The sequence below is a fragment of the Thermomonas alba genome (genome assembly GCF_022419205.1).
Taxonomy (GTDB): Bacteria; Pseudomonadota; Gammaproteobacteria; order Xanthomonadales; family Xanthomonadaceae; genus Thermomonas; species Thermomonas alba.
Genome location: NZ_JAJOZU010000003.1, coordinates 359,073 through 382,477, shown reverse-complemented (window position 1 = coordinate 382,477; position 23,405 = coordinate 359,073). Strand labels below are relative to the sequence as shown.

Genomic DNA, 23,405 nt, shown 5'->3' with positions numbered 1-23,405 from the left:
CCGGCGCGGCGACGCCGCTGCGTGGTACGAAAACGCCCGGCATCGCTGCCGGGCGCTTGGATTTCGCCGTGACCGGGGACGGTCAGACGGCGACGGCATCCGCCACCTGCCGATACTCCTCGATCTGGTCGAAGTTCATGTAACGGTAGATCGCATCACCGTTGGCGTTGACCACGCCGATGTCGGCCAGGTACTCCTCGCGGGTCGGGATGCGACCCAGGCGCGCGCAGATCGCCGCCAGCTCCGCCGAGCCCAGGTACACGTTGGTGTTGCGACCCAGGCGGTTGGGGAAGTTGCGGGTGCTGGTGGACATCGCGGTGCTGCCCTCGCGGATCTGCGCCTGATTGCCCATGCACAGCGAGCAGCCCGGCATCTCCATGCGCGCTCCAGCCACTCCGAAGGTACCGTAGTGGCCTTCGTTGGTCAGCTCGGCGGCGTCCATCTTGGTCGGTGGCGCGATCCACAGGCGCGTCGGCAGGTCGCGCTTACCTTCCAGCAGCTTGGCCGCGGCGCGGAAATGGCCGATGTTGGTCATGCACGAGCCGATGAACACCTCGTCGATCTTGGCGCCGGCGACCTCGGACAGGGTCTTGGCATCGTCCGGGTCGTTCGGGCAGCACACGATCGGCTCGACGATCTCGTCCATGTCGATCTCGATCACCGCGGCGTACTCGGCATCGGCATCCGGCTCCAGAAGCTGCGGATTGGCCAGCCATTCCTCCATCCTGCGGATGCGGCGCTGCAGGGTGCGGGCGTCCTGGTAGCCCTGCGCGATCATCCACTTGAGCAGGGTGATGTTGCTGGTCAGATACTCGATGATCGGCTCTTTGTTCAGGCGCACGGTGCAGGCGGCGGCGGACCGTTCGGCGGAGGCATCCGCCAGCTCGAACGCCTGCTCCACCTTGAGATCAGGCAGACCTTCGATCTCCAGGATGCGGCCGGAGAAGATGTTCTTCTTGCCCTGCTTGGCGACCGTCAGCAGGCCCTGCTTGATGGCGTACAGCGGGATCGCGTGCACCAGGTCACGCAGGGTGACGCCCGGCTGCAGCTTGCCCTTGAAGCGCACCAGCACCGATTCCGGCATGTCCAGCGGCATCACGCCGGTGGCGGCGGCGAACGCGACCAGGCCGGAACCGGCCGGGAACGAGATGCCGATCGGGAAGCGGGTGTGCGAGTCGCCGCCGGTGCCCACGGTGTCGGGCAGCAGCATGCGGTTGAGCCAGCTGTGGATGATGCCGTCGCCCGGGCGCAGCGAGACGCCGCCACGGGTGGAAATGAACTCCGGCAGGGTGTGGTGGGTCTTCACGTCCACCGGCTTCGGGTAGGCGGCGGTGTGGCAGAAGCTCTGCATCACCAGATCGGCGCTGAAGCCGAGGCAGGCCAGATCTTTGAGCTCGTCGCGGGTCATCGGGCCGGTGGTGTCCTGGCTGCCCACCGAGGTCATCTTCGGCTCGCAATACGTCCCAGGGCGGATACCTTTGCCTTCCGGCAGGCCGCAGGCACGGCCCACGATCTTCTGGGCGAGAGTGTAGCCCTTGCCGGTGTCGGCGGGCGCCTTGGGCAACCGGAACAGCGTGGCCGGGGGCAGACCCAGGGCCTCGCGCGCCTTGGCCGTCAGGCCGCGGCCGATGATCAGCGGAATGCGGCCCCCAGCGCGCACCTCATCCAGCAGCACTTCGGACTTCAGGGCGAAGGTGGCGATCACCTCGCCGTTCTTCAGCGCCTTGCCCTCGTAGGGGCGCAGCTCGATCACGTCGCCGTGCTCCATCTTCGACACGTCGAGCTCGATCGGCAGCGCACCCGCGTCTTCCATGGTGTTGTAGAAGATCGGCGCGATCTTGCCGCCCAGGCACACCCCGCCATAGCGCTTGTTGGGGATATAGGGAATGTCCTGACCGGTCCACCACAGCACGCTGTTGGTGGCCGACTTGCGGCTGGAGCCGGTGCCCACCACGTCGCCGACGTAGGCGACCAGGTGACCCTTCTCCTTCAGTTTCAGGATCTCGCCGATCGGGCCGCGCTTGCCGTCCTCCTCGGGCTCGAACGGCGCGTCCGGACGCTTGTTCTTCAGCATCGCCAGCGCGTGCAGCGGGATGTCGGGACGGGTGGTGGCGTCCGGCGCCGGCGACAGGTCGTCGGTATTGGTCTCGCCCGGGACCTTGAACACGGTGATGGTGAGCGATTCCGGCACCTCCGGGCGGCTGGTGAACCATTCGGCATTCGCCCAGCTCTCCAGCACGGCGCGGGCGTTGGGATTGCCGGCCTTGGCCTTCTCCTCCACATCGTGGAAAGCGTCGAACACCAGCAGGATGTGCTTGAGGGCATCGGCCGCAGCGGCGCCCACCTCGGCATCGTCCAGCAGTTGGATCAGCGGCGCGACGTTGTAACCGCCGAGCATGGTGCCCAGCAGTTCCACCGCGCGCTGGCGCGAAATCAGCGGATTGTGCTCGCTACCAAAGGCCAGCGCGGCCAGATAGCTGGCCTTGACCTTGGCGGCGTCGTCCACGCCCGCCGGCACACGGTTGACCAGCAGATCGAGCAGGAAGGCCTCCTCGCCGGGCGGCGGGTTCTTCAGCAGTTCGATCAGGTCGGCGGTCTGCTGCGCGTTCAGGGGCAGCGGCGGGATGCCGAGAGCGGCGCGCTCGGCCTGGTGCTTGCGGTAGGCGTCCAGCATGGGAAATGTCCTTGGGTGCGGGGTATGAGGGGATGGACCTTTAGTCCTTGGGAACGATCAGCTTCAGGCCCTTGAAGTAATCGCGATGGAATCCGGCATCGAAGGTGATCAGCGCATCGCACTGCAGCAGGGCGTGGGCGCCGACCAGGAACTCGTGGAGCGCGCGTGCCGACTCGCCGCGCTGGCGCTGGCGACGCTGCATCTCGCCGGCGCGCAGCGCCGATTTGGCCTCGACCGGGCTGTAATGGATGCCCATTTCTTCCAGCGCACCCAAGGCCTCGGCGCCATTGCGCAGGCTGGCCGCCAGCTGCGCCAGCGCGGCATCGCAGACCACCACCCGGCCGGCGCCCAGCGCCTGGCGCAGGGTGGCTTCCACCGCGTCGGCATGCGGGCCGTCGGCCAGCAGCTCGACCAGCACCGGGGCATCGACCGCGATCATGCCCTTTCGCCCCGCCCCGCGGGCACATCCAGGGCAAATCTGCCGCGCACCCGCGAAATGGCATCGTCCACGTGCTTGCTCAGCACGATGCGGCCGCCGTCCAGCTCGACTTTCAGCACGCTGCCCTTGGTCAGGCCCAGCGCGTCGCGCACGGGCTTGGGCAGGGTGATCTGTCCGCGTTCGGCGACGATGGCTTCCACGGGCAACCTCCTGGCGCACGGCATCGGTACGCCGGAATTATACATACTTTTCAATACATACTTTGCCAGCCCTTTGCCCGCCTTGGAGGCGCCGTAGACGGGGTCACCCCAGCCCGGTGCGCGCGCCGCCGGCATGCTGGGCCAGGTACAGGGCGCGGTCGCAGCGCTGGAAGAACTGGGCCGGAGCCTCGTCCTGCGCGCCCAGCTCCACCAGCCCGGCGCTGAAAGTGACGTAGTTCGGCCCGTTGCCATCGGGCGCCCAGCCGGTATGCCGCGCAAACGCGTGCTGCAGACGCTCGCACAGACGCCAGCCGCCGTCGCGCCCCGTGTCGGTCAGGATCACCGCGAAGGTGTCGCCCCCCAGTCGCGCCGGCAGATCGGACAGCCGGCAGACCGAGCGCAGTAGTCGGGCCACTTCCACCAGGACGCGATCGCCCGCCGCGTGCGACCAGCTTTCATTGATCTGCTTGAGATGATCCACATCCAGAAGCACCAGGCTCAACGGCTGTCCGTGACGCTTGGAGCGGGCGAAGCTCAGGGCCAGCTGCTCGTCGAAGGCGCGCCCGTTGGGAAGCCCGGTCAGCGCATCCTCCGCCGCCAGCCGCGCGAAATCGCGCTCGCGCTCTTCGAGCTTGGCAACCATCTCGTCGCGCTCGCGCAGTACGGCCAGCAGCTGTTCGCCCTGGCGGCGCTGCTCGGCCGCCCTGGCGTCGAGCTCACGCGCCAGACGCACGAGCATGCGCCGCGTTCGCGCGCCGGCCAGATATGCCACCACAAGGCCAAGCACGAACGCCAGCGCGGTGACCGCGACCCAGCTACCCGTTGCGGCCGCGGCGGGGGCGGCGCATGCCGGCGCCGAAAGCCAGAAGGTCAAGGCCCCATAGGGAAGGTCTGAACAACGCCATCCAGGCGTTGTCAGCCCACGCCGAGTCCGGTACAGGCCCGGACTCGGCTCACACGCATCAATCACTTGCGTGATTGATGCGTGGCCGGCCATCCATGGCCGACGGGACCCTCTGAGTTGATCAGAGGGTCCATAGAGGCGCCGCCTGCTCATGGCCTCCCCCGCGGCGCGGCGATTGGGCTTAACATCACAGGCGCAGCATGACCGCCGCGCCCGTCGCTGCCTTCCTTCCCCAGGAGTCTTTCTCATGCGCAACACCTTCTCGACCGAGGATCGCCTGTCCGTTAACGGCCGCGAGTACGCATTCCACAGTCTGGCCAGGCTCGGCGCCAGGTTCGACATCACCCGCCTGCCCTATTCCCTGAAGATCCTGCTGGAAAACCTGCTGCGCCACGAAGATGGCGGCATCACGGTGGGCCCTGCGCACATCGAGGCGCTGGCCAACTGGGACCCGCAGGCCGAGCCGGACACCGAAATCGCGTTCATGCCGGCGCGGGTAGTGCTGCAGGACTTCACCGGCGTGCCCTGCGTGGTGGATCTGGCGGCGATGCGCGATGCCGTGGTCAAACTGGGCGGTCGCCCCGCCCAGATCAATCCGCTGATTCCCTCCGAACTGGTCATCGACCACTCGGTGCAGGTGGATGCCTTCGCCCGCCCGGATGCGCTGGACATCAATGCCCGCATCGAGTACGAGCGCAATGCCGAACGCTATGGGTTCCTGCGCTGGGGCCAGAACGCCTTTGAAAACTTCAAAGTCGTGCCACCCAGCACCGGCATCGTCCATCAGGTCAACCTCGAATACCTGGCGCGGGTGGTGATGACCCGCGAGATCGACGGCCAGACCTGGGCCTTCCCCGACACCGTGTTCGGCACCGACAGCCATACGACCATGATCAACGGCCTGGGCGTGCTCGGCTGGGGCGTGGGCGGCATCGAAGCGGAAGCGGCGATGCTGGGCCAGCCGTCCTCGATGCTGATCCCGCAGGTGGTGGGCTTCAAGCTCACCGGCAGGCTGCCCGAGGGCGCCACCGCCACCGACCTGGTGCTGACCGTCACCCAGATGCTGCGCCGGCACGGGGTGGTGGGCAAGTTCGTGGAGTTCTACGGCGACGGCCTGCAGCACCTGCCGCTGGCCGATCGCGCCACCATCGGCAACATGGCGCCGGAATACGGCGCCACCTGCGGCATCTTCCCGATCGACGCCGAATCGCTGGCCTACCTGCGCCTGTCCGGGCGCAGCGAGGAACAGATCGCGCTGGTCGAGGCCTATGCCAAGGCGCAGGGCCTGTGGCACACGCCGGACAGCCCGCACGCACACTACAGCAGCACGCTGGAACTGGACATGAGCACGGTGCAACCCTCCCTGGCCGGGCCCAAGCGGCCGCAGGACCGGGTGCTGCTGGGCGAGATGCCAGCCAACAGCCGCGCCGCCATCGCCCAGCTCACCGCTGGCCGCGAGCAGCGCAACGCGGAAGTGGCGGATTTCATCGCCGAAGGCGGCAGCGCCGCGATCGGCAACGAGCAGTTCAGCAAGGGCGAGGCGCAGGCCGTGATCGACGGCGAGCCGGTGCGCCTGAAAGACGGCGCGGTGGTGATCGCGGCGATCACCTCCTGCACCAACACGTCCAACCCCGCGGTGATGGTGGCCGCCGGCCTGCTGGCGCGCAACGCCGTCGCCCGCGGCCTGCGCCGCAAGCCGTGGGTGAAGACCTCGCTGGCGCCGGGCTCGCGGGTGGTCACCGACTATTTGCAAAAAGCCGGGCTGATGCCAGCGCTGCAACAACTAGGCTTCGACGTGGTGGGCTACGGCTGCACCACCTGCATCGGCAATTCCGGCCCGCTGCCGCAGGAAGTGAGCGCCGCCATCGCCGCGGGCGATTTGTGCGTGGCGTCGGTGCTGTCCGGCAACCGCAACTTCGAAGGCCGCATCCACCCCGAGGTGAAGATGAACTACCTGGCCAGCCCGCCGCTGGTGGTCGCCTATGCGCTGGCCGGCAGCGTCACGGTCGATCTCGGCAGCGAGCCGCTGGGCCACGACCAGAACGGCGCGCCGGTGTTCCTGAAAGACCTCTGGCCCAGCGCGCGCGAAGTCGCCGACACCATCGCCGCCACCCTCGGCCCGGAGCTGTACCGCCACAACTACGCCAACGTGTTCCAGGGCGACGCGCGCTGGAACGCCATCGCCTCGCCCCAAGGCGAGCTGTACGCCTGGGACCCGGCCTCCACCTATATCAAGAACCCGCCCTACTTCGACGGCATGAGCATGCAGCCGGGGCGGATCGACGACATCGCCGGCGCGCGCGTGCTGGGGCTGTTCGGCGACTCCATCACCACCGACCACATCAGCCCCGCCGGCAGCATCAAGAAAGATTCGCCCGCCGGCCGCTATCTGATGGAGCGCGGCGTAAAGCCGGCCGATTTCAACAGCTATGGCAGCCGCCGCGGCAATGACGACGTGATGGTGCGCGGCACCTTCGCCAACATCCGCATCAAGAATCTGATGCTGAATGGAGAGGAAGGCGGCTATACCCTGTATTTCGGCCGCGACGGCCACCAGGAGAAGCTGGCGATCTTCGACGCGGCGATGAAATACAAGGCCGACGGCGTGCCGCTGGTGGTGATCGCCGGCAAGGAATACGGCACCGGCTCCAGCCGCGACTGGGCGGCCAAGGGCACCAGCCTGCTGGGCGTGAAGGCGGTGATCGCCGAGAGCTTCGAGCGCATCCACCGCAGCAACCTGGTCGGCATGGGCGTGCTGCCGCTGCGGTTCCGCGACGGCCAGAACGCGCAGTCGCTGGGCCTGGACGGCAGCGAGACCTATGCCGTCAGCGGGCTGGCCGACGGCGCGGCCAAGACCGCCCGCGTCACCGCCACCCGTGCCGACGGCAGCCAGGTGCAGTTCGACGTGGACGTGCTGCTGCTCACCCCCAAGGAAGTGGAATACGCCCGCCACGGCGGCCTGCTGCAGTACGTGCTGCGCCAGCTGGCCGCCAAGGCCGCCTGAGCACCCCGCCCTGCGCGCCGCTCACGGCAGATCCGGCCACGCCTGCGCGTCCAGCGTGTCGCGGTAGGCGTGCCAGGTGGCATAGGCCAGCCACGGCATCGCCACCGCCAGCCCCAGGAAGGCGGTGGCGAACGCCAGCACGGTGATCGCCATCAGCAGCGTGGCCCACAGCAGCATCACCGGCTTGTTGCGCAGAACCGCGTTCACGCTGGAGACGCAGGCGGTGACCATGTCCACGTCGCGGTCGGCGACCATCGGCAGGGAGAACGCGGACATCGCGAACGTGAACGCGGCGAACACCGCGCCGACGCCGCTGCCGACGAGCAGGTATTCGGCCAGGGCGGCGGCATCGCCCTCCTGCATCGGCCACAGCGCGCTGAGCATCATCCCCGCGCGCGACCACAGCAGGATCACCACCCCCTGCCCCAGCGCATACACTCCGGCCTGGCCCAGCACGCGCCGCATCATCGCCAGCGAGCCGCGCAGGCTGGGGGTGTCGCCGCGCTCCAGGCAGCGGCTGACGCAGTACAGCCCCACCGCCAGCAGCGGTGCCACGAACACGAACCCGGACAGCAGCGTGGCCAGCAGTGCGAACCGGCCCAGCCACCAGGCCAGCGCGCTCACCGCCAGGCTCAGGGCGACGATCGCGATGCCGAATGCCAGGCTGATGCCCGGCGCGCGCCGCAGGTCCTGCCAGCCCAGCGCCAGCCAGCGCCAGGGCGCACGCATGCGCAAGCGTCGGCACGGCACCACGAAGGGCCGCTCTGCTGGCGCTGGCGGCGGAAAAGACGCCTCCTCCATGCCCCGACGCTAGCAAAACCGTCCTGCCCGCGCATGCTGCGGCCGCACAGCCGACAGTGCCTGCATCCATCCTGCGCCGCGCAGGCGTAAGCTGGGTCGTCCCCACCACGCCTGGAGCCTCCCATGCGCCGCCTTGCCTTTGCCTGCCTGCTCGCCGCCGCCCTGCCTTCCGTCGCGCTGGCCGCGCTCAAGCCCGGCACGCCCGCGCCGATGTTCAGCGCGCCGGCATTCCTCGCCGGTCAGCCTTTCACCTTCGACCTCAAGGCCGCGCTGGCCAAGGGCCCGGTGGTGGTCTATTTCTTCCCGGCCGCCTTCACCCCCGGGTGCAACGTCGAGGCCGCGGCGTTCTCGCGGGCGATCGACAAGTTCAAGGCGCACGGGGCCAGCGTGATCGGCATCACCGCCGGCAATATCGGCCAGCTGGCGGAGTTCTCCAAGGACACCGAGAAGTGCGCGGGCAAGTTCCCGGTCGCCGCCGACCAGGGCGCGAAGATCGCCAAGAGCTTCGATGCCACGATGATGCTGAAGCCGGACCTGTCCAGCCGCACGTCCTACCTGATCGGGCAGGACGGCCGCATCCTCGCCGAGTACGACGCGATGAACCCCAACCAGCACGTCAAGCAGATGCTGGATGTGCTCGAGCGCGCCCAGGCCGGCGCCGCCCGCAAGGGCGGTTGACGCCGCCCCCACGCCGCCGTGCCTGCCGACGCTCAGCGCCGGCAGGTATTGATGCCGAACAGCCTGTAAAGCAGGCAGAAGTTGAACAGCCCGGTGGCCAGCGGAACCACCCCGATCCAGGCCCAGACCGGGCCGCCGAGCACGGCCCAGGCGATCAACGTCAGGCCGACCAGGACCCGCAGCCACTTGTCGATGCCACCCACGTTCGCCTGCATGACACGCTCCTCCGTTGAAAGGATGGTGCGATGAGTATGCACCCGCCACCCGCCCGTCGCAGGGCCGGGCGGCAGGCGGCCGGCATCACCAGATGCGCACGCGCTGTTCCGGCGGCAGGTACATGGCGTCGCCCGGCTTCACGTCGAAGGCGCGGTACCACGCATCCAGGTTCCGCAGCGGGCCGTTGGCGCGGTACATCACTGGCGAGTGCGGGTCGGTCTTGATCAGCCGCAGCAGCGCCTCGTCGCGGTACTTGCCCTTCCACACCTGGGCCCAGGCCAGATAGAAGCGCTGGTCGCCGGTGAGGCCGTCGATCACCGGCGCCGGCTTGCCCTTCAGGCTGAGCTGGTAGGCGGTATAGGCCATCGACAGGCCGCCGAGGTCGCCGATGTTCTCGCCCAGGGTCAGCTTGCCGTTCACGCACTGGCCCGGCAGCGGACAATACGCGTCGTATTGCTTGGCCAGCGCCTGCGTGCGCTGCTCGAAGCGGGCGCGGTCCTCGTCGGTCCACCAGTTGCGCTGGATGCCGTCGGCGTCCGACTTGCTGCCCTGGTCGTCGAAGCCGTGGCCCATTTCGTGGCCGATCACCGCGCCGATGCCGCCGTAGTTCACCGCCGGATCGGCATTCACGTCGAAGAACGGCGGCTGCAGGATGGCGGCCGGGAACACGATCTCGTTGAACGCCGAGTTGTAGTAGGCGTTCACCGTCTGCGGGGTCATGCCCCACTCCTCGCGGTCGGTCTTCTGCCCGACCCGGCGGTTCTGGTCGGCGCGGTTGAACTTGCGCAGCGCCACCGCATTGCCCAGCAGGTCGTCCGGTTTGATGGCGACGCTGGAATAGTCCTTCCACTTCGACGGGTAGCCGATCTTGGGGCGGAAGGTGGACAGCTTGCGCAGCGCCTCGGCCTTGGTCGCCGGGCCCATCCAGTCCAGCTGCTCGATGTTCTGGCGCAGCGCCGCGCGCAGGTTCTCCACCAGCTCATCCATCGCCGCCTTCGATTCCGGCTTGAAGTAGCGCGCCACATACAGCTCGCCGAGGGCGTCCCCCAGCCCGTTGCGCGCGCCCACCATGCCCAGCGCGCGCTTCCAGTCCTCGCGCTGCGCTTTCTGCCCGCCCAGCACCTTGCCGTTGAACTCGAACGCGGCCTGGTCGATCTCGGTGCTGAGCAGCTCGGCGTTGCCATCGACCGCGTGGAAGGCGAGGTAGTCGCGCCAGGCGGACAGCGGGGTGGCGTCGATCAGATCGATCACCGGCTGCAGCACGTCCGGGGTGGTGACGTTGAGATCGGCCGGCTGCGGCATCTGCTGCGCGCGCAGCTGCGCGGCCCAGTCGTAGCCGGGATATTTCTGCTGCAGCTCGGCGAAGGTCAGGACGTTGTAGGTCTTGTCGCGGTCGCGCAGCTTCACCCGATCCCACTGCGGCTTGGCCAGCGCGGTCTCGAGCGCCAACACCGCCTCGGCGCGCGCCTTGGCGTCGGCCCCGGTGACGCCGGCGAAGCCCAGCATGCGCTGGATATGGGCCACGTAGGCCTCGCGGATCTTGGCGAAGCGCGGGTCGGGGTTGAGGTAGTAGTCGCGGTCCGGCAGGCCCAGGCCGCCGACCCCGAGGTTGACCTGGTAGCGGTCGGGGTTCTTGCGGTCGATGCCGACATAGAACCGGAAAGGCGCATCGCTGCCATCGAGATCGGCATTGCCGAAGGCTGCGATCAGCGCCTGCTTGCCGTCGATCGCCGCGATCTTGTCCAGCACCGGCTGCAGCGGCTTGATCCCGGCAGCGTCGCGGGTGGCGCGGTCAGTGAAGCTCAGATAGTAGTCGCGCAGCTTCTGCGCATTGCTGCCCGGGGCGAGATCCTTGCGCGCCAGGAGTTCGTCCATGATCGCGCGGGTCTGCTCCTCGGCGCGATCGCGCAGCTGGTTGAACGAGCCGTAGTTGGTCTCGTAATCCTTCAGCTGGTAGGTGTCGATCCAGTGCCCGCTGGCGTAGCGGTTGAAGTCGTCACCTGGCTTGACCGACAGATCGCGCGCGGACAGATCCACGCCAAAATCGCCGATCTGGGCCTTGCCGCCCGGAGATGCGGCAAACGCACTGGCTGCAGCCAATGAAGTGGTGAGAGCAAAGGCAAGCAAAGATGGCTTCATGGACCGTGCCCGTGGTCGTTGAGGAACTTCCGAGCGTAGCCGCAGGCGACCGCTGGCGCGCGTGACTTTGGTTGGTCTCAATGCAGCGGCAGAAGCGCCTTCTGGCACTGGCCACAGCCCCATGCAGCCCGTATCGTGGCAGGCCACGTCATCTTTCATGCGAGCGCGTTCCGATGCGGCACTGTCTCCTGGCCCTGACCATCACCGCACTGCTTGCCGGCTGCGGCGGGCAACAACAGACGCCGCCCCCGGACAAGGCCCGCACGCCAGACGCATCCGTCTCCCAGGCGGACGCCGCCTTCACCGCCCTGTCGCAGCAGGCGGTGGACGCATGGATGCGGCTGTCGCCGGTGGCGGCCACCCAGATCGGGGATCATCGCTTCGATACCGAGCTGGACGACCTCAGCGCCGCCGGCCGCCAGCGCCGGGTGGACACCAGCAAGGCGCTGCTGGCCAAGCTCGATGCCATCGATGCCGACAAGCTCTCACGCGAGCACCAGGTCGATGCCGCGCTCTTGCGCAACCAGCTGCAATCCGACATCTGGACCAATGAAGTACTGCAAGATTGGGCCTGGGATCCCCAGGTGTACGGCAGCCTCGCCGGCAGTGCGATCTACAACCTCATGGCGCGCGATTTCGCGCCGCTGCCGGACCGCATCAAGGCCGCTACCGCGCGCATGGAGAAGCTGCCGGCGCTGCTGGCGCAGGCGCGCGCCAACCTCGACCCGGCGCGGGTGCCGAAGATCCACGCGCAGACGGTGGCACGCCAGAACGCCGGGATCCTGTCGATCGTCGAGACCTTCATCACCCCGCATCTGGACGCACTGCCGGCCGCCGACGCCGCGCGTACCCGCGCCGCGATCGCCACGCTCGAGCAGGCAGTGGCCGAACACCAGGCCTGGCTGGACAAGACCCTGGTGCCGAACGCCAAGGGCGACTTCCGCCTCGGCGCGGAGAAGTACGACCAGAAGCTGAAGTTCGCGCTGTCCTCCTCGCTCTCGCGCGCCGAGATCAAGCAGCGCGCCGAAGCCGAGATGCAGCGGGTGCGCGCGCAGATGTACGCCATCGCGCGCACCGTGCTGGCCGGCAAGGCCGGGGCGCCGGCGCTGCCGGAGCAGCCGACCGAAGCGCAGCAGCAGGCGGCGATCGAGGCCGCGCTGGAACTGGCCTACGCCGACCACCCGGCGCGCGATGCGGTGGTGGACGCTGCCAAGGCCGCGCTGCAGTCGGCCACCGACTTCGTGCGTGAAAAGAATCTCGTCACCCTGCCGGACGCCCCGGTGGACGTGATCCTGATGCCGGAGTTCCAGCGCGGCGTGGCGGTCGCCTACTGCGACTCGCCGGGCCCGCTCGACAAGGGCCAGAAGACGTTCTACGCGATCTCGCCGATCCCGGACGACTGGAGCCAGGCGCAGGCCGATTCGTTCCTGCGCGAATACAACGGCCGCATGATCCAGCTGCTGTCGATCCACGAGGGCATCCCCGGCCACTACCTGGAGGGCTGGCACTCGGCCAAGTACCCGTCGGTGCTGCGCGGCGTGCTGCGCTCCGGGGTGTTTGCGGAAGGCTGGGCGGTCTATACCGAGCGCATGATGCAGGAGCAGGGCTACCTGGACGGCGACCCGCTGTTCCACCTGGTGCAGCTGAAGTTCTACCTGCGCACGATTGCCAACGCGCTGCTCGACCAGGGCGTGCACGTGGACGGCTGGAGCCGCGCGCAGGCCATGCGCCTGATGACCCACGACGCCTTCCAGCAGGAAAGCGAGGCCGCCGGCAAATGGGTGCGCGCCCAGCTCACCTCGGCGCAGCTGCCCACCTATTTCGTCGGCGTGCAGGAGCACCTGGACCTGCGCGAGGCGATGCGGCGCAAGCTGGGCGATCGCTTCGACCTCAAGGCCTACCACGACCAGGTGCTGTCCTACGGCGCGCCGCCGGTGCGCTACGTGCGCGAGTTGATGCTGGGCGAGCCGATCCGCTAGCCGATCCGCTAGGTGTGGGTCTTCAAGAGGTTGTTCCAGGAAACTGGAAGCCGTGACATAGGCGCGACGCCGCCGATGCCGTCCAAGCCGACGCCACGCGCCGCTGGCGGCTACAGCATCCGCTCGAGGGTATCGTCGCGACGCACCCAGTGGTGGTACAGCGCGGCCAGTACGTGCAGGCCGATCACCCAGTAGAAGATGTCGCCGATGGTGCCGTGGATGTCCTCGAGCGTATGCGCCAGCGGCCGGTTCTCCGGCAGCAGGGCCGGCAGCGCGACGCTGGTGAACGGGATCATGATCGCCTTGCCGTCGCTCCACGCGGTGGCCATGCCCAGCAGCGGCATCACGATGAAGAAGGCGTACAGCGCCAGGTGCATCAGCCTGGAGGCGGTCGCGGTGAACCCGTCCAGCGCCGGAGTCACCGGCGGCGCGCCATGCCGGCGGCGGGTGGCGATCCGCCAGAACGCCAGCAGGAAAATGGTGATGCCGGCCCAGAAATGGCCCTGCATCATGGCCATGCGCCCGCCGCTGCCGCGCGGGAACAGTCCGCGCTGCTCGATCAACACGTAGGCCAGCACCACCAGCAGCGCCATCCACCAGTGCAGGTGCCGCTGGAGCGGGGTGTAGCGCGGACGGGGCTGGGCGGACATGGCGTACTCCTCGGAAAAAGGTGGCGCTACGCTAGCGCATCAGCCCGCTCGGTGTCAGCCGTCTGAACAAGCGGTGGCTGGCGGCGTTTCCAGCAGCGCCTCGAGGTCGGCATCCTTCTGCTGCCACAGCGCGTTCATCCACTGCTGGAAGCGCGCGCGGAAGGCGCGGTCGTTCTGGTAATCGCCGCCTGCCAGCTCGGCCGGGATCGGATGCTGGCGCACGCGCACGCGGACTTCTGGAACCCGATCCATCATCAGATCGACCAAGGTGGGAACCCCGGCCGGATAAGCGATAGTGACATCCAGGATCGCGTGCAGCCCCTGCCCCATCGCATCCAGCACGAAGGCCACGCCGCCCGACTTCGGCTTGAGCAGGTGCCGGTATGGCGATCCCTGCTTGGCATGCTTGGCGGCGGTGAAGCGGGTGCCTTCGACGAAGTTCATGATCGAAACCGGAATCGCGCGGAACTTCTCGCAGGCGCGCCGGGTGGCGGCGATGTCGCGCCCGGCCAGCGCCGGATTGCGCGCGATCTGCTTGGGCGTGTAGCGGCCCATGAACGGAAAATCCAGCGCCCACCACGCGACCCCAAGCAGTGGCACCCAGAACAGCTGACGCTTGAGGAAGAAGCGCAGCAGCGGGATGCGCCGGTTGAACAGCTTCTGCAGCACCAGGATGTCAACCCAACTCTGGTGGTTGGCCAGCACCAGGTAGTGGCCGTCGTGCCGCAACGCGGTCTCGCCGGTGACCACCAGGCGGGTATGGGTGAACACGTCCCATAGCCGGTTGTTGAACCCGATCCAGCTTTCCGCGATGCCGGTCAGCAGCGGGTTGCAGGCACGCTGCAGGCGCGGCAGCGGCAGCACCAGCTTCAGCAGCGCCACCAGCAGCAGCGGCAGCACGTGCAGCACGGTGCTGAGCGTGATCAGCAGGAACACCAGGGCGAGGCGGAGGAAAGACATCGGACCGGGGCAGTCGAAATGGGCCCGTCATTGTCGCGGAAACGCCGGTGTACTTTCAGGCCGCCGCTATCATGCGCACATGCCGCGCATCGCCACGCCCCTGCTCACCCGCCCGCTGGGCGAGACCCTGCTCGCGGCCCGTGCTGCCGGCCAGGCCATGTGGCAGGGCTCGCTGGACCTCGGCCGCCATCAGGACACCGTGATGCTCGCGGACGATCATTGGACCTGGCGCGGCGCGCGTTATCCCTATCCAGGCAAGCTCAAGGACCGCACCCTGTATTGGTGGGACGGCGACGCGTTCGCCCCGGTATCGCGCTACGCGGGCAAGCTGATCAAGCTGGTGCCCACCGAGTGGGACGTGCCGACCTTCGAGATCGACGGCATCAAGATGCTGCCGACCGCGAAGGAATCGCCGCTGATGGATGCGCGCCGCAAGGTGGCGCTGGTGCAGCCAGCGGGCAAGAGCGTGCTGGATACCTGCGGCGGGCTGGGCTACTTCGCCGCCTGCTGCCTCGACGCGGGCGTGGCGGCGATCCAGTCGTTCGAGAAGAACGAAGACGTGCTATGGCTGCGCGCGCTCAACCCGTGGTCGCCGGATCCGGACGAAAGCAGCGGCCGCCTGCGGCTGGCGCATGCAGACGTGACCCAGGCGATCGCCGGCCTGCCGGATGCGGCGTTCGACGCCGCCCTGCACGACCCGCCGCGCTTCGGCATCGCCGGCGAGCTGTATTCGCTGGCGTTCTACCAGCAGCTGGCGCGGGTGCTGCGGCGCGGCGGCCGGCTGTTCCACTACACCGGCAGTCCCAACAAACTGACCTCCGGCCGCGACGTGCCGCGGGAGGTCGCCAGGCGGCTTGAGACCGCCGGCTTCCGCGCCGAGCTGGCGCTGGACGGGGTGCTGGCCATCAAACGCTGAGGCCGCGCCGAAAGTGAGGCAGCGCCAATGCACATGCCGGCACCCTTTCATTGCATCGCATGTGCCCGCTGCAGCTTGGCCAATGCACCCTGCCCCTTCCTCTCCGGTGCTACACGCCATCCAGCCAACGCGAGTGGCGCTCCGTTCCGCATTGGCGTAGTGTGCAGGGTAGGTTTCACAGTCGTGCGCGCTTTTACTTGCGCATCCTTGCGCACGACGCGCTCCATGGGCAGGGCAGCCAGCGCTTACGCACCTCTTTGTCCACTCGTCCGATCGGCATTCCGGTCGCCGCAATCCCGCCGCGCAAGCACCCGGCGGCCCACCCGGCACCTTTGCGTGCCCGCCACAGGAGGCGTCATGGCACGCACCAAGTCCACCCAGCCGCCAGCACCCGGCAATCGCACCAGTCCATTGTTCCAGGCCCGCAAACAGGCAGAGCGCAATGCCGCGCTGACCCATGAACGCATCGCCGAACACCTGGACGCCTTCCGCAAGGCCGGCGGCACCATCGAAGTCCTCGGCACCACCCGCGCCCTGCAACGCATCGGCCTGCCGGAGGACGCCGCGACCAGCGCGCCTTCCGCACCCGGCCCGCGCGTGCACCTGCGCAAACCGGGCGTCTGAATCCCAGGACGGCACGCAGGCGATCGTCAGCCCGCCTTGCGGAACAGCACCGCCGCCAACGCCCACGGCAGCGCGAAACAGGCGGTCAGCACCAGTTCGACCGGCGCGAACCGCCCCATGCCCACCGCAATGCCCGCCGTGGCCAGCTGCATCAACGCGGCCGCGGCCATGGCCCGGGCCATGCCCGGCGCGCGCAGGCGCGCCCGCGCGCTGCCCAGTACCGCCACTGCCAGCACCACAATGAACAGGGCATTGGCGGGATCGCCCGCACGCCCGAGCATGCCGACCGCGAGGTTCACCCACGCCGTCAGCAGCGCGGCGCCGACCGCCAGCGCGAATCCCGCGCGGTAGGCCAGCGCGCGCCCCCGGCGCAGGCCGAGTTCCAGCGCGCCGCAGGCCGCCGCCAGCAGCACGCCCATCGCCACGAAATCCAGCGCCGTCCATGCCACTCCGGCCTGCGGATAGAACCGCATCGCCAGCGCTGGCAGCAACAGCAACGCCGCCGCGCCTGACCATAACCACGGGTGCAGCCTGAGCGTGCGCATCGTCTGGTCCTGGCGTGTCATGGATAGGTACGGAAGCTGCCGCCGCGGCGCGCGCGAACCACCAGAATCAACCCCGCGCATCCCCTCATTTCCGCCCCACCACGATGTCGATCAGCATGCCCACGGTGCAATGCGCCTCGTTGTGATGGCGCAGCGGGGTGTTCGGATTGATGGTGTAGCGGTTGCGGCGGCCGTCGCGCTCACGGCGCAGGGCACCGGCCTCCTCGAGGTCCGCCACGATCCGCTGCACCGCGCGTTCGGTGATGCCCACTTTCGCCGCCACCTCACGCAGCAGCATGTCGGGCTGGCGCGCCAGGCAGAACAGCACGTGGCCGTGGTTGCTGAAGTAGGTCCAATCGGGCAGGGCCAACGGCGCATCCGCGACCGGCGCGCGGGTGGAGGCCGCCTGCTTGACAGCGGGGCGGGATCGCTTCTTAATATGCGACATATGTTTCGTGTTTTTCATGACGTGAAAAGGAGAACGCATGAACGCCCAGCTGTCACCTACCCGCACCGCCACCGACGCCGCCACCCGCACCATTGCCGTGGCCCACGGCGACGGCATCGGCCCCGAGATCATGGACGCCGTGCTGCACGTCCTGCGCCACGCCGCCCCCAACCTGCAGCTGCAGCCGGTGACGATGGGCGAAGCGGCCTATCGCAGCGGCCATATGAACGGGATTCTCCCACAGACCTGGGACATCCTGGCCGAGCATCCAGTGCTGCTGAAGAGCCCGATGACCACCCCACAGGGCGGTGGTTACAAGAGCATCAACGTGACCCTGCGCAAGACCCTGGGGCTGTTCGCCAACGTGCGTCCGTGCGTGGCCTATCACCCCTACGTGGACTCGCTGCACCCGGGCATGGACGTGGTGATCGTGCGCGAGAACGAGGAGGACACCTACGGCGGCATTGAGCACCGCCAGACCGACGAAGTGACCCAGTGCTTGAAGCTGATCACCCGCCCTGGCAGCGAGCGCGTCATCCGCTACGCCTTCGAATACGCGCTGGCGCACGGCCGGCGCAAGGTCACCTGCATGACCAAGGACAACATCATGAAGCTCACGGACGGGCTGTTCCACCGCGTGTTCGACGAGATCGCCGCGGAGTACCCGCAGCTGGAGGCCGAGCACCGCATCATCGACATCGGCGCCGCGCGCATGGCTTCACGCCCGCGCGACTACGACGTGGTGGTCACCCCCAACCTGTACGGCGACATCCTGTCCGACATCGCCGCCGAGGTGGCCGGCTCGATCGGGCTGGCGCCGTCGGCCAACATCGGCCTGCACGGCGCGATGTTCGAGGCGGTGCACGGCTCGGCGCCGGACATCGCCGGCAAGAACATCGCCAACCCGTCCGGTCTGCTGCTGGCCGCGGTGCAGATGCTGCTGCACATCGGCGAGGTGGACGCCGCGCGCGCCATCCACAACGCCTGGCTACGCACGCTGGAAGACGGCCAGCACACCCGCGACCTGTTCAACGAGCGCACCAGCCGGCGCTGCCTGGGCACCCGCGAGTTCGCCCATGCGGTGATCGAACGACTGGGGCAGACACCGCAGCACCTGCCGACCGTGGACTACCGACAGGCCCCGCCGGTGGCCCTGCGCCAGCCGCAGGACGCCGCCCCGCGCAAGCGCCAGGAGAAGCAGCTGGAAGGCGTGGACGTGTTCCTCGACTGGGACGAGGCCGGACGCGCGCCGGACGCGCTGGCCACCCGCCTGCAGGCGGCGCTTCCGGACGGTCTGCGGCTGGCGGTGATCACCAACCGCGGGGTGAAGGTCTGGCCGGAGGGCCACCCCGACACCTTCTGCACCGACCACTGGCGCTGCCGGATCAAGGCGGTGGACGGCCAGCTGGCCCCGCGCCAGGTGCCGGAACTGCTGATGCGGCTGGTCGAGCACGGCCTGCCGGCGATCAAGACCGAGAACCTGTACCGCTTCGACGGCCAGCCCGGGTACTCGGTCGCGCAGGGCGAATGAGCCCGGCCGATGGCACCATAGCGGGCATGGAATCCCCCCTGCCCGCCTTTGATCCCGGCAGCGATGCCGATGCCGGGATCACCGCCGCCGCCGCCCTGCTCGCCCAGGGCCGGCTGGTCGGCCTGCCCACCGAAACCGTCTACGGCCTGGCCGCCGACGCCCGCAATCCCGAGGCCGTGCGCGCCATCTTCGCGCTCAAGCAGCGCCCCGCCGACCACCCGCTGATCGTGCACATCGGTACCTTGGAGGAGCTGCACGCCTGGGCGGCCGCCGTGCCACCCGCCGCGCTGGCGCTGGCGCGCGCGTTCTGGCCCGGCCCGCTGACCTTGGTCCTGCCGGCACGTGCGGACGTGCCGCGCGTGGTCACCGGCGGGCTGGACACCGTGGCCCTGCGGATGCCGGCGCATCCGCTGGCGCTGGCCCTGCTGCGTCGCTTCGGGCGCGGGCTGGCCGCGCCCTCGGCCAATCGCCACCTGCACGTCAGCCCCACCACTGCCGCGCACGTGCGCGCCGAGTTCGGCGACGCCCTGCCGCTGGTGCTGGACGGCGGGCCGTGCACGGTCGGGATCGAATCGACCATCGTGGACGTCAGCACCGACACCCCGCGCATCCTGCGCCCCGGGCGGATCTCCGCCGCCGAAATCGCCGCCTGCCTGCAGCGTGCGGTCGATCTGCAGCCGGCCGCCGGCACCCGCAGCCCCGGACTGATGAAGCGCCACTACAGCCCGCGCGCGCAGGTGCTGTGCGCCCCAGCGGCCACGCTGCAGGCACGGGTGGACGAATGCCTGGCGCGCGGCCTGCGCACCGTGCAGCTGTCAGCCACGCCGCCGGCGGCGGCGCATCCGAGGCTGGTCTGGCTGGATGCCGGGCATACCCCGGCGCTGCGCATGCAGCGGCTGTACGCACTGCTGCGCGAAGCGGACGACCGCGGCGCCGAGGTCATCGTGGCCGAACTGCCGGACGGCGACGGCCCCGCCGAAGCCCTACGCGACCGCCTGCTGCGCGCCGCCGGACAGGGCAGCGTGCCCACGTCCTGAACGGCCACCGACATGCACGCACCGCCCCTGGACGCACTGGCCGGACGCACCGCCGTGCTGGCCACCATGCACCACAAGGAACGAGTGATCGCCCCGTTGCTGGGCCGCTTCCTTGGCCTGAAGGTGCAGGTCCCCCAGGGCTTCGACAGCGACCGCTTCGGCACCTTCAGCCGCGAGATCGCGCGCACCGGCAGCGCGCTGGAGGCGGCGCGCGCCAAGATCGCCGCCGGCTTTGCACTGATGCCCGAGGCGAACGTCGGCCTGGCCAGCGAAGGCAGCTTCGGCCCGCACCCCGAGCTGCCATTCGTCAGCATGGGACTGGAACTGGTACTGCTGGTCGATCGCGACAGCGGCCTGGAGCTGGCCGGCTGGCACGGCGCCCCCGCGCCGGATGCGCCGGATCGCGCGCGCCAGCCTCGCCCTGGTGCGCGCCTGGCGCAGCCGCTGCCCGGCCTGCGGCCAGCCCGGCTTCGTCCCCGGCGAGCCGGTGCGCGGGCTGCCCTGCGCCTGGTGCCTGGCCCCGACCGCGCAGGCACGCGGCCATCGCCAGCAATGCCGCTACTGCGGCCACGAAGCGATGCGCCCGGTACGGCGGATGCTGGCCGACCCCGCCCACTGCGACCGCTGCAATCCCTGACCGCGATCGCCGCCTGCTCTCACTCGCAGTCAAGCCCGGCGACCGCAAGAGAGGCGCGTGCCTGCACGATCACTCGCAGTGCGCCACGCCGGCCGCCCGCGCTGGCCGCCCGTTGGCCCGGTTGCCGTTTGCTGCCTGCGTCATGCCTGCGGGGTGACAGCTGTGACCTTCGCGGGTCGCCCGCAGGCGGTATCCTTCCGGCCGGCCATCCGGTCTCAAGCATTGGAGTACGTCCATGGGTCTGATTCAGGCGGTGAAAGGCGCGGTCGGCGGCATGCTCGGCGACCAGTGGAAAGACTTCCTCACCATTCCCGACGGCCTGGCGCCGACCGCCGCGCTGTTCGCCGCGGTGCCGCGCGGCACCAATGCCGGGCGCGGCTCCAACGTGCACGGCTCGGCCAACATCATCAGCAACGGTTCCAAGATCGTGGTGCCGGAAGGCTACGGCCTGCTGCTGATGCAGGACGGCAAGATCACCGCGCTGGCGGCCGAGCCCGGCGGCTACGAATGGCGCTCGGACGATTCGCAGTCGAAGTCGATCTTCGCCGGCGACGGGCTGCTCGATTCGCTGGTGCTGCAAAGCTGGGAGCGCTTCAAGTTCGGCGGCATCCCCGGCAGCCAGCAGCTGGCGTTCTTCGTCTCGCTGAAGGAGCTGCCCGACAACCGCTTCGGCACCCAGTCCGAGATCTACTGGGACGACGGCTTCCTGGGCACCCAGGTGGGCGCCATCACCCGCGGCTCCTACACCCTGAAAATCGTCGATCCGATCCTGTTCGTGAAGAACTTCGTGCCGGCCAGCTACCTGCAGCCGGGCCGCGTGTTCGACTTCACCGACCTCGACAACCCGGCAGCCACCCAGTTGTTCAACGAGGTGGTGGCCTCGCTGGCCCCGGCCTTCAGCCGCTACACCAACGACCCGGCCAAGGGCAACCGCATCACCCGCATCCAGCAGGATTCGGTGGGCTTCGCGCAGAGCCTGGCCGAGGCGGTGGAAGCCGGCTACCACTGGAAGGCCGAGCGCGGGCTGACGATCGTCAAGACCGCGATCGTCGCGATCGAGTACGACGCCAACACCCGCGAGCTGCTGAAGACCGTGCAGCGCGCGGATGCGCTGTCCGGCGCGCGCGGCAACTCCAACCTGCAGGCCAGCGTGGCGCAGGGCATCCAGTCGGCCGGCGAGAACGGCGGTGCGGCCGGGATCGTCGGGCTTGGCATGGCCTCCGGCATGCTGGGCGGCATCGGCGGCCTGCAGCAGCCGGCCACGCCGGCCGGCGACGACCCGGTGGCGAAGCTGAAGAAGGCGAAGGAAATGCTCGACCTCGGGCTGATCACCCAGGCCGACTACGACGCGCTCAAGGCCAAGGCGCTGGGCCTGTAATCCGCGCCGCACGCCGCCCCGCCGCCTGCCATGCCGACCACCCCACCGCCGCCCGCGCCCACTGGCCCGGGCTCGCCGCGCGACGTCCCGCCCGCGCCGGGCAGCCTGTCGCTGGACCCCGACACCCTGCCCGGCCCGGTCCGCGACGAACTGCTGGCGCCCGACCCGGTCGCCATCGACACCGCCGCCGAGGCGCTGAAGGACGGCCTCAACCGCTGCCCCAAGTGCGGGGCCAGCGACATCCGCCAGAAGCCCGGCAGCGACCTCTTGATCTGCCTGTACTGCCGCCACGAATGGCAGGGGCAACGGGTGGAGGAGGCGTTCGGGCTGGGCGAAGGCATCGACCAGCTGCGCGGCACCGTGATCGCCTCCGGCGCGCGCGACATCGACGCCGGCAGCGATGATCTGGTGAGCTTCAAATGCGCCGGCTGCGGCGCCGAGGTGACAGTCAACACCGAGGCCGGCATGACCGCGCGCTGCCACTGGTGCCGGCACGTGTTCGGCGTCAACGAGCAGATCAAAAACGGCGCGGTGCCGGACGCGGTGCTGCCCTTCCACATCCGCAAGGAGGATGCGGTGGCGCGCATCCGCCAGTTCGTGGACAAGCGCCGGCTGTTCGCGCTGAAGGCGTTCAAGGAGCAGTTCACGCCCGAGAACGTCACCGGCGTGTACCTGCCATACATGATCGTGGATGCCAATGCCGAGGCCGAGCTGGCAGGTTTTGGCGAGATCGAGACCCGCCGCTACACCCGCGGCAGCGGCAACGACAAGAAGACCTACTACGACGCGGACGTGTACGCGGTGGAGCGCCAGGTGGCGTTCACGGTGGACGACCTGCCGCTGGAATCCTCGCGCAGCCGCGGCAACCTCGATACGCGCGTCAACACCAACAACATCATCAACGCGATCCTGCCGTTCGACACCAAGAACGCGGTGAAGTGGAACGCCTCCTACCTGTCCGGCTTCAGCTCGGAGAAGCGCGACCTCGACGTGGCGCAGCTGATGCCGGTGCTGGAGGACCAGCTGCTGTCGATCGCGCGCGCGCAGGTGGAAGGCTCGGTGCGCCGCTACGACCGCGGCGTGCGCTGGGAGGAAGAAGGCATCGACGTGCGCGGCAGCCGCTGGGTGGCGATGTACCTGCCGGTCTGGCTGTACTCCTACCACCAGCCCGGGCCGAACGGCGGCATGCTGCACTACATCGCGGTCAATGGCCGCACCGGCGAGACCATGGGCAGCATCCCGATCCAGCACTGGAAGCTGCTGCTGGCGGCGCTCACGATCGGCACCGTGCTGGAAACCCTGGCCATCTGGATCGTGGGGCATATGGGATGAGCGACAACAGCGCACTCTGGCTGCTGCTGGGCCCGGCCGGTGCCGCCGGCTTCTACTGGGCGATCTACCGCTACTATCGCAACACCGACAAATCGCACGCGTTCGAGCGCGAAACCCGGGTGGAGGCACGGCCGATCAGCGGCAGCGACCGCAAGGTGGACACCATCACCGGCACCCGCGAACCCCGCATCCGCGGCGACAACGTGCGCGACTACCGCCAGCGCGTGCGCCGACGACGCTGAGCCTTTCGCATCGACAGCGGCATCCGGGCGCGGCGACAATCCGTATCCGGTCGGAACCACCCCAATCGCCC

The 23,405-nt window shown here is 68.9% G+C and carries 22 protein-coding genes; 11 read left to right on the top strand and 11 right to left on the bottom strand.

Going from position 1 to position 23,405, the window contains the following annotated elements; genetic code table 11:
* Nucleotides 1-82: 82 nt before the first annotated feature.
* The 4 genes from acnB to ML342_RS06645 form a co-directional block, all read right to left on the bottom strand.
* On the bottom strand, nucleotides 83-2,674 hold the full coding sequence (gene acnB, locus ML342_RS06660; RefSeq protein ID WP_240126248.1) for a bifunctional aconitate hydratase 2/2-methylisocitrate dehydratase: 2,592 nt from the start codon (nucleotides 2,672-2,674) through the stop codon (nucleotides 83-85).
* Nucleotides 2,675-2,714: 40 nt separating this feature from the next.
* Nucleotides 2,715-3,113 (bottom strand): type II toxin-antitoxin system VapC family toxin, encoded by a 399-nt coding sequence (locus tag ML342_RS06655; RefSeq protein ID WP_240126247.1) that lies wholly within the window; start codon nucleotides 3,111-3,113, stop codon nucleotides 2,715-2,717.
* On the bottom strand, nucleotides 3,110-3,313 hold the full coding sequence (locus tag ML342_RS06650) for an AbrB/MazE/SpoVT family DNA-binding domain-containing protein (RefSeq protein WP_240126246.1): 204 nt from the start codon (nucleotides 3,311-3,313) through the stop codon (nucleotides 3,110-3,112). Before ML342_RS06650 ends, ML342_RS06655 begins: the two co-directional genes overlap by 4 nt.
* Before the next feature lie 103 nt (nucleotides 3,314-3,416).
* The gene (locus ML342_RS06645) at nucleotides 3,417-4,052 is read right to left on the bottom strand and encodes a GGDEF domain-containing protein (protein WP_240126245.1); all 636 of its coding nucleotides are present in this window, start codon (nucleotides 4,050-4,052) and stop codon (nucleotides 3,417-3,419) included.
* 412 nt (nucleotides 4,053-4,464) lie between these two features.
* Between ML342_RS06645 and acnA the strand changes: the two genes are divergently transcribed.
* Entirely contained in the window at nucleotides 4,465-7,221 is a 2,757-nt protein-coding gene (acnA, locus tag ML342_RS06640) for an aconitate hydratase AcnA (protein ID WP_240126244.1), read from the top strand.
* Between the two features lie 21 nt (nucleotides 7,222-7,242).
* Here acnA and ML342_RS06635 read toward each other — a convergent pair whose 3' ends face one another.
* Nucleotides 7,243-7,950, bottom strand: a complete 708-nt coding sequence (locus tag ML342_RS06635; RefSeq protein ID WP_240126243.1) for a DUF2189 domain-containing protein — start codon at nucleotides 7,948-7,950, stop codon at nucleotides 7,243-7,245.
* Nucleotides 7,951-8,145: 195 nt separating this feature from the next.
* Between ML342_RS06635 and ML342_RS06630 the strand changes: the two genes are divergently transcribed.
* Nucleotides 8,146-8,700 (top strand): peroxiredoxin, encoded by a 555-nt coding sequence (locus ML342_RS06630; protein ID WP_240126242.1) that lies wholly within the window; start codon nucleotides 8,146-8,148, stop codon nucleotides 8,698-8,700.
* Between the two features lie 32 nt (nucleotides 8,701-8,732).
* Here ML342_RS06630 and ML342_RS06625 read toward each other — a convergent pair whose 3' ends face one another.
* Entirely contained in the window at nucleotides 8,733-8,915 is a 183-nt protein-coding gene (locus ML342_RS06625; protein WP_240126241.1) for a YgaP family membrane protein, read from the bottom strand.
* A gap of 85 nt (nucleotides 8,916-9,000) precedes the next feature.
* A complete protein-coding gene (locus ML342_RS06620; RefSeq protein WP_240126240.1) occupies nucleotides 9,001-11,016 on the bottom strand; it encodes a M13 family metallopeptidase in 2,016 nt (671 codons plus the stop codon).
* Between the two features lie 212 nt (nucleotides 11,017-11,228).
* Here ML342_RS06620 and ML342_RS06615 point away from each other — a divergent pair, with 212 nt between their 5' ends.
* A complete protein-coding gene (locus ML342_RS06615; protein WP_240126239.1) occupies nucleotides 11,229-13,034 on the top strand; it encodes a DUF885 domain-containing protein in 1,806 nt (601 codons plus the stop codon).
* Nucleotides 13,035-13,144: 110 nt separating this feature from the next.
* On the opposite strand, the gene ML342_RS06610 is transcribed toward ML342_RS06615, so the two are convergent.
* Both ML342_RS06610 and yihG read right to left on the bottom strand, forming a co-directional pair.
* A complete protein-coding gene (locus ML342_RS06610) occupies nucleotides 13,145-13,684 on the bottom strand; it encodes a cytochrome b (RefSeq protein ID WP_240126238.1) in 540 nt (179 codons plus the stop codon).
* A 54-nt stretch (nucleotides 13,685-13,738) separates the two neighbouring features.
* The gene (gene yihG / locus ML342_RS06605; RefSeq protein ID WP_240126237.1) at nucleotides 13,739-14,644 is read right to left on the bottom strand and encodes a 1-acylglycerol-3-phosphate O-acyltransferase, YihG family; all 906 of its coding nucleotides are present in this window, start codon (nucleotides 14,642-14,644) and stop codon (nucleotides 13,739-13,741) included.
* A gap of 79 nt (nucleotides 14,645-14,723) precedes the next feature.
* On the opposite strand from yihG, the gene ML342_RS06600 reads away from it, so the two are divergent.
* Together ML342_RS06600 and ML342_RS06595 are read left to right on the top strand one after the other, a co-directional pair.
* The gene (locus ML342_RS06600) at nucleotides 14,724-15,560 is read left to right on the top strand and encodes a class I SAM-dependent methyltransferase (protein ID WP_240126236.1); all 837 of its coding nucleotides are present in this window, start codon (nucleotides 14,724-14,726) and stop codon (nucleotides 15,558-15,560) included.
* A 357-nt stretch (nucleotides 15,561-15,917) separates the two neighbouring features.
* Nucleotides 15,918-16,184, top strand: a complete 267-nt coding sequence (locus ML342_RS06595; protein ID WP_240126235.1) for a hypothetical protein — start codon at nucleotides 15,918-15,920, stop codon at nucleotides 16,182-16,184.
* A gap of 26 nt (nucleotides 16,185-16,210) precedes the next feature.
* Here the strand turns inward: ML342_RS06595 and ML342_RS06590 are convergent, their stop codons facing one another.
* Nucleotides 16,211-16,729 carry a hypothetical protein gene (locus tag ML342_RS06590; RefSeq protein ID WP_240126234.1) on the bottom strand — a complete coding sequence of 173 codons (519 nt, stop codon included), beginning with the start codon at nucleotides 16,727-16,729 and terminating at the stop codon, nucleotides 16,211-16,213.
* An 85-nt stretch (nucleotides 16,730-16,814) separates the two neighbouring features.
* A complete protein-coding gene (locus ML342_RS06585) occupies nucleotides 16,815-17,099 on the bottom strand; it encodes a winged helix-turn-helix domain-containing protein (RefSeq protein WP_240126233.1) in 285 nt (94 codons plus the stop codon).
* 115 nt (nucleotides 17,100-17,214) lie between these two features.
* Between ML342_RS06585 and ML342_RS06580 the strand changes: the two genes are divergently transcribed.
* Genes ML342_RS06580 through ML342_RS06555 form a run of 6 tightly spaced genes read left to right on the top strand, consistent with a single transcriptional unit; the run spans nucleotide 17,215 to nucleotide 23,334 of the window.
* Nucleotides 17,215-18,708 carry an NADP-dependent isocitrate dehydrogenase gene (locus ML342_RS06580; RefSeq protein WP_240126232.1) on the top strand — a complete coding sequence of 498 codons (1,494 nt, stop codon included), beginning with the start codon at nucleotides 17,215-17,217 and terminating at the stop codon, nucleotides 18,706-18,708.
* Nucleotides 18,709-18,734: 26 nt separating this feature from the next.
* Nucleotides 18,735-19,745 carry an L-threonylcarbamoyladenylate synthase gene (locus ML342_RS06575; protein WP_240126231.1) on the top strand — a complete coding sequence of 337 codons (1,011 nt, stop codon included), beginning with the start codon at nucleotides 18,735-18,737 and terminating at the stop codon, nucleotides 19,743-19,745.
* A gap of 12 nt (nucleotides 19,746-19,757) precedes the next feature.
* Complete coding sequence (locus ML342_RS12045; protein WP_240126230.1) at nucleotides 19,758-20,627, top strand: DUF6671 family protein; 870 nt, start codon at nucleotides 19,758-19,760, stop codon at nucleotides 20,625-20,627.
* The gene (locus ML342_RS06565) at nucleotides 20,618-21,760 is read left to right on the top strand and encodes an SPFH domain-containing protein (protein ID WP_240126229.1); all 1,143 of its coding nucleotides are present in this window, start codon (nucleotides 20,618-20,620) and stop codon (nucleotides 21,758-21,760) included. Before ML342_RS12045 ends, ML342_RS06565 begins: the two co-directional genes overlap by 10 nt.
* 30 nt (nucleotides 21,761-21,790) lie before the next feature.
* On the top strand, nucleotides 21,791-23,092 hold the full coding sequence (locus tag ML342_RS06560) for a TFIIB-type zinc ribbon-containing protein (RefSeq protein WP_240126228.1): 1,302 nt from the start codon (nucleotides 21,791-21,793) through the stop codon (nucleotides 23,090-23,092).
* Nucleotides 23,089-23,334 carry a hypothetical protein gene (locus ML342_RS06555; protein WP_240126227.1) on the top strand — a complete coding sequence of 82 codons (246 nt, stop codon included), beginning with the start codon at nucleotides 23,089-23,091 and terminating at the stop codon, nucleotides 23,332-23,334. Before ML342_RS06560 ends, ML342_RS06555 begins: the two co-directional genes overlap by 4 nt.
* The last annotated feature ends 71 nt before the right edge of the window (nucleotides 23,335-23,405 follow it).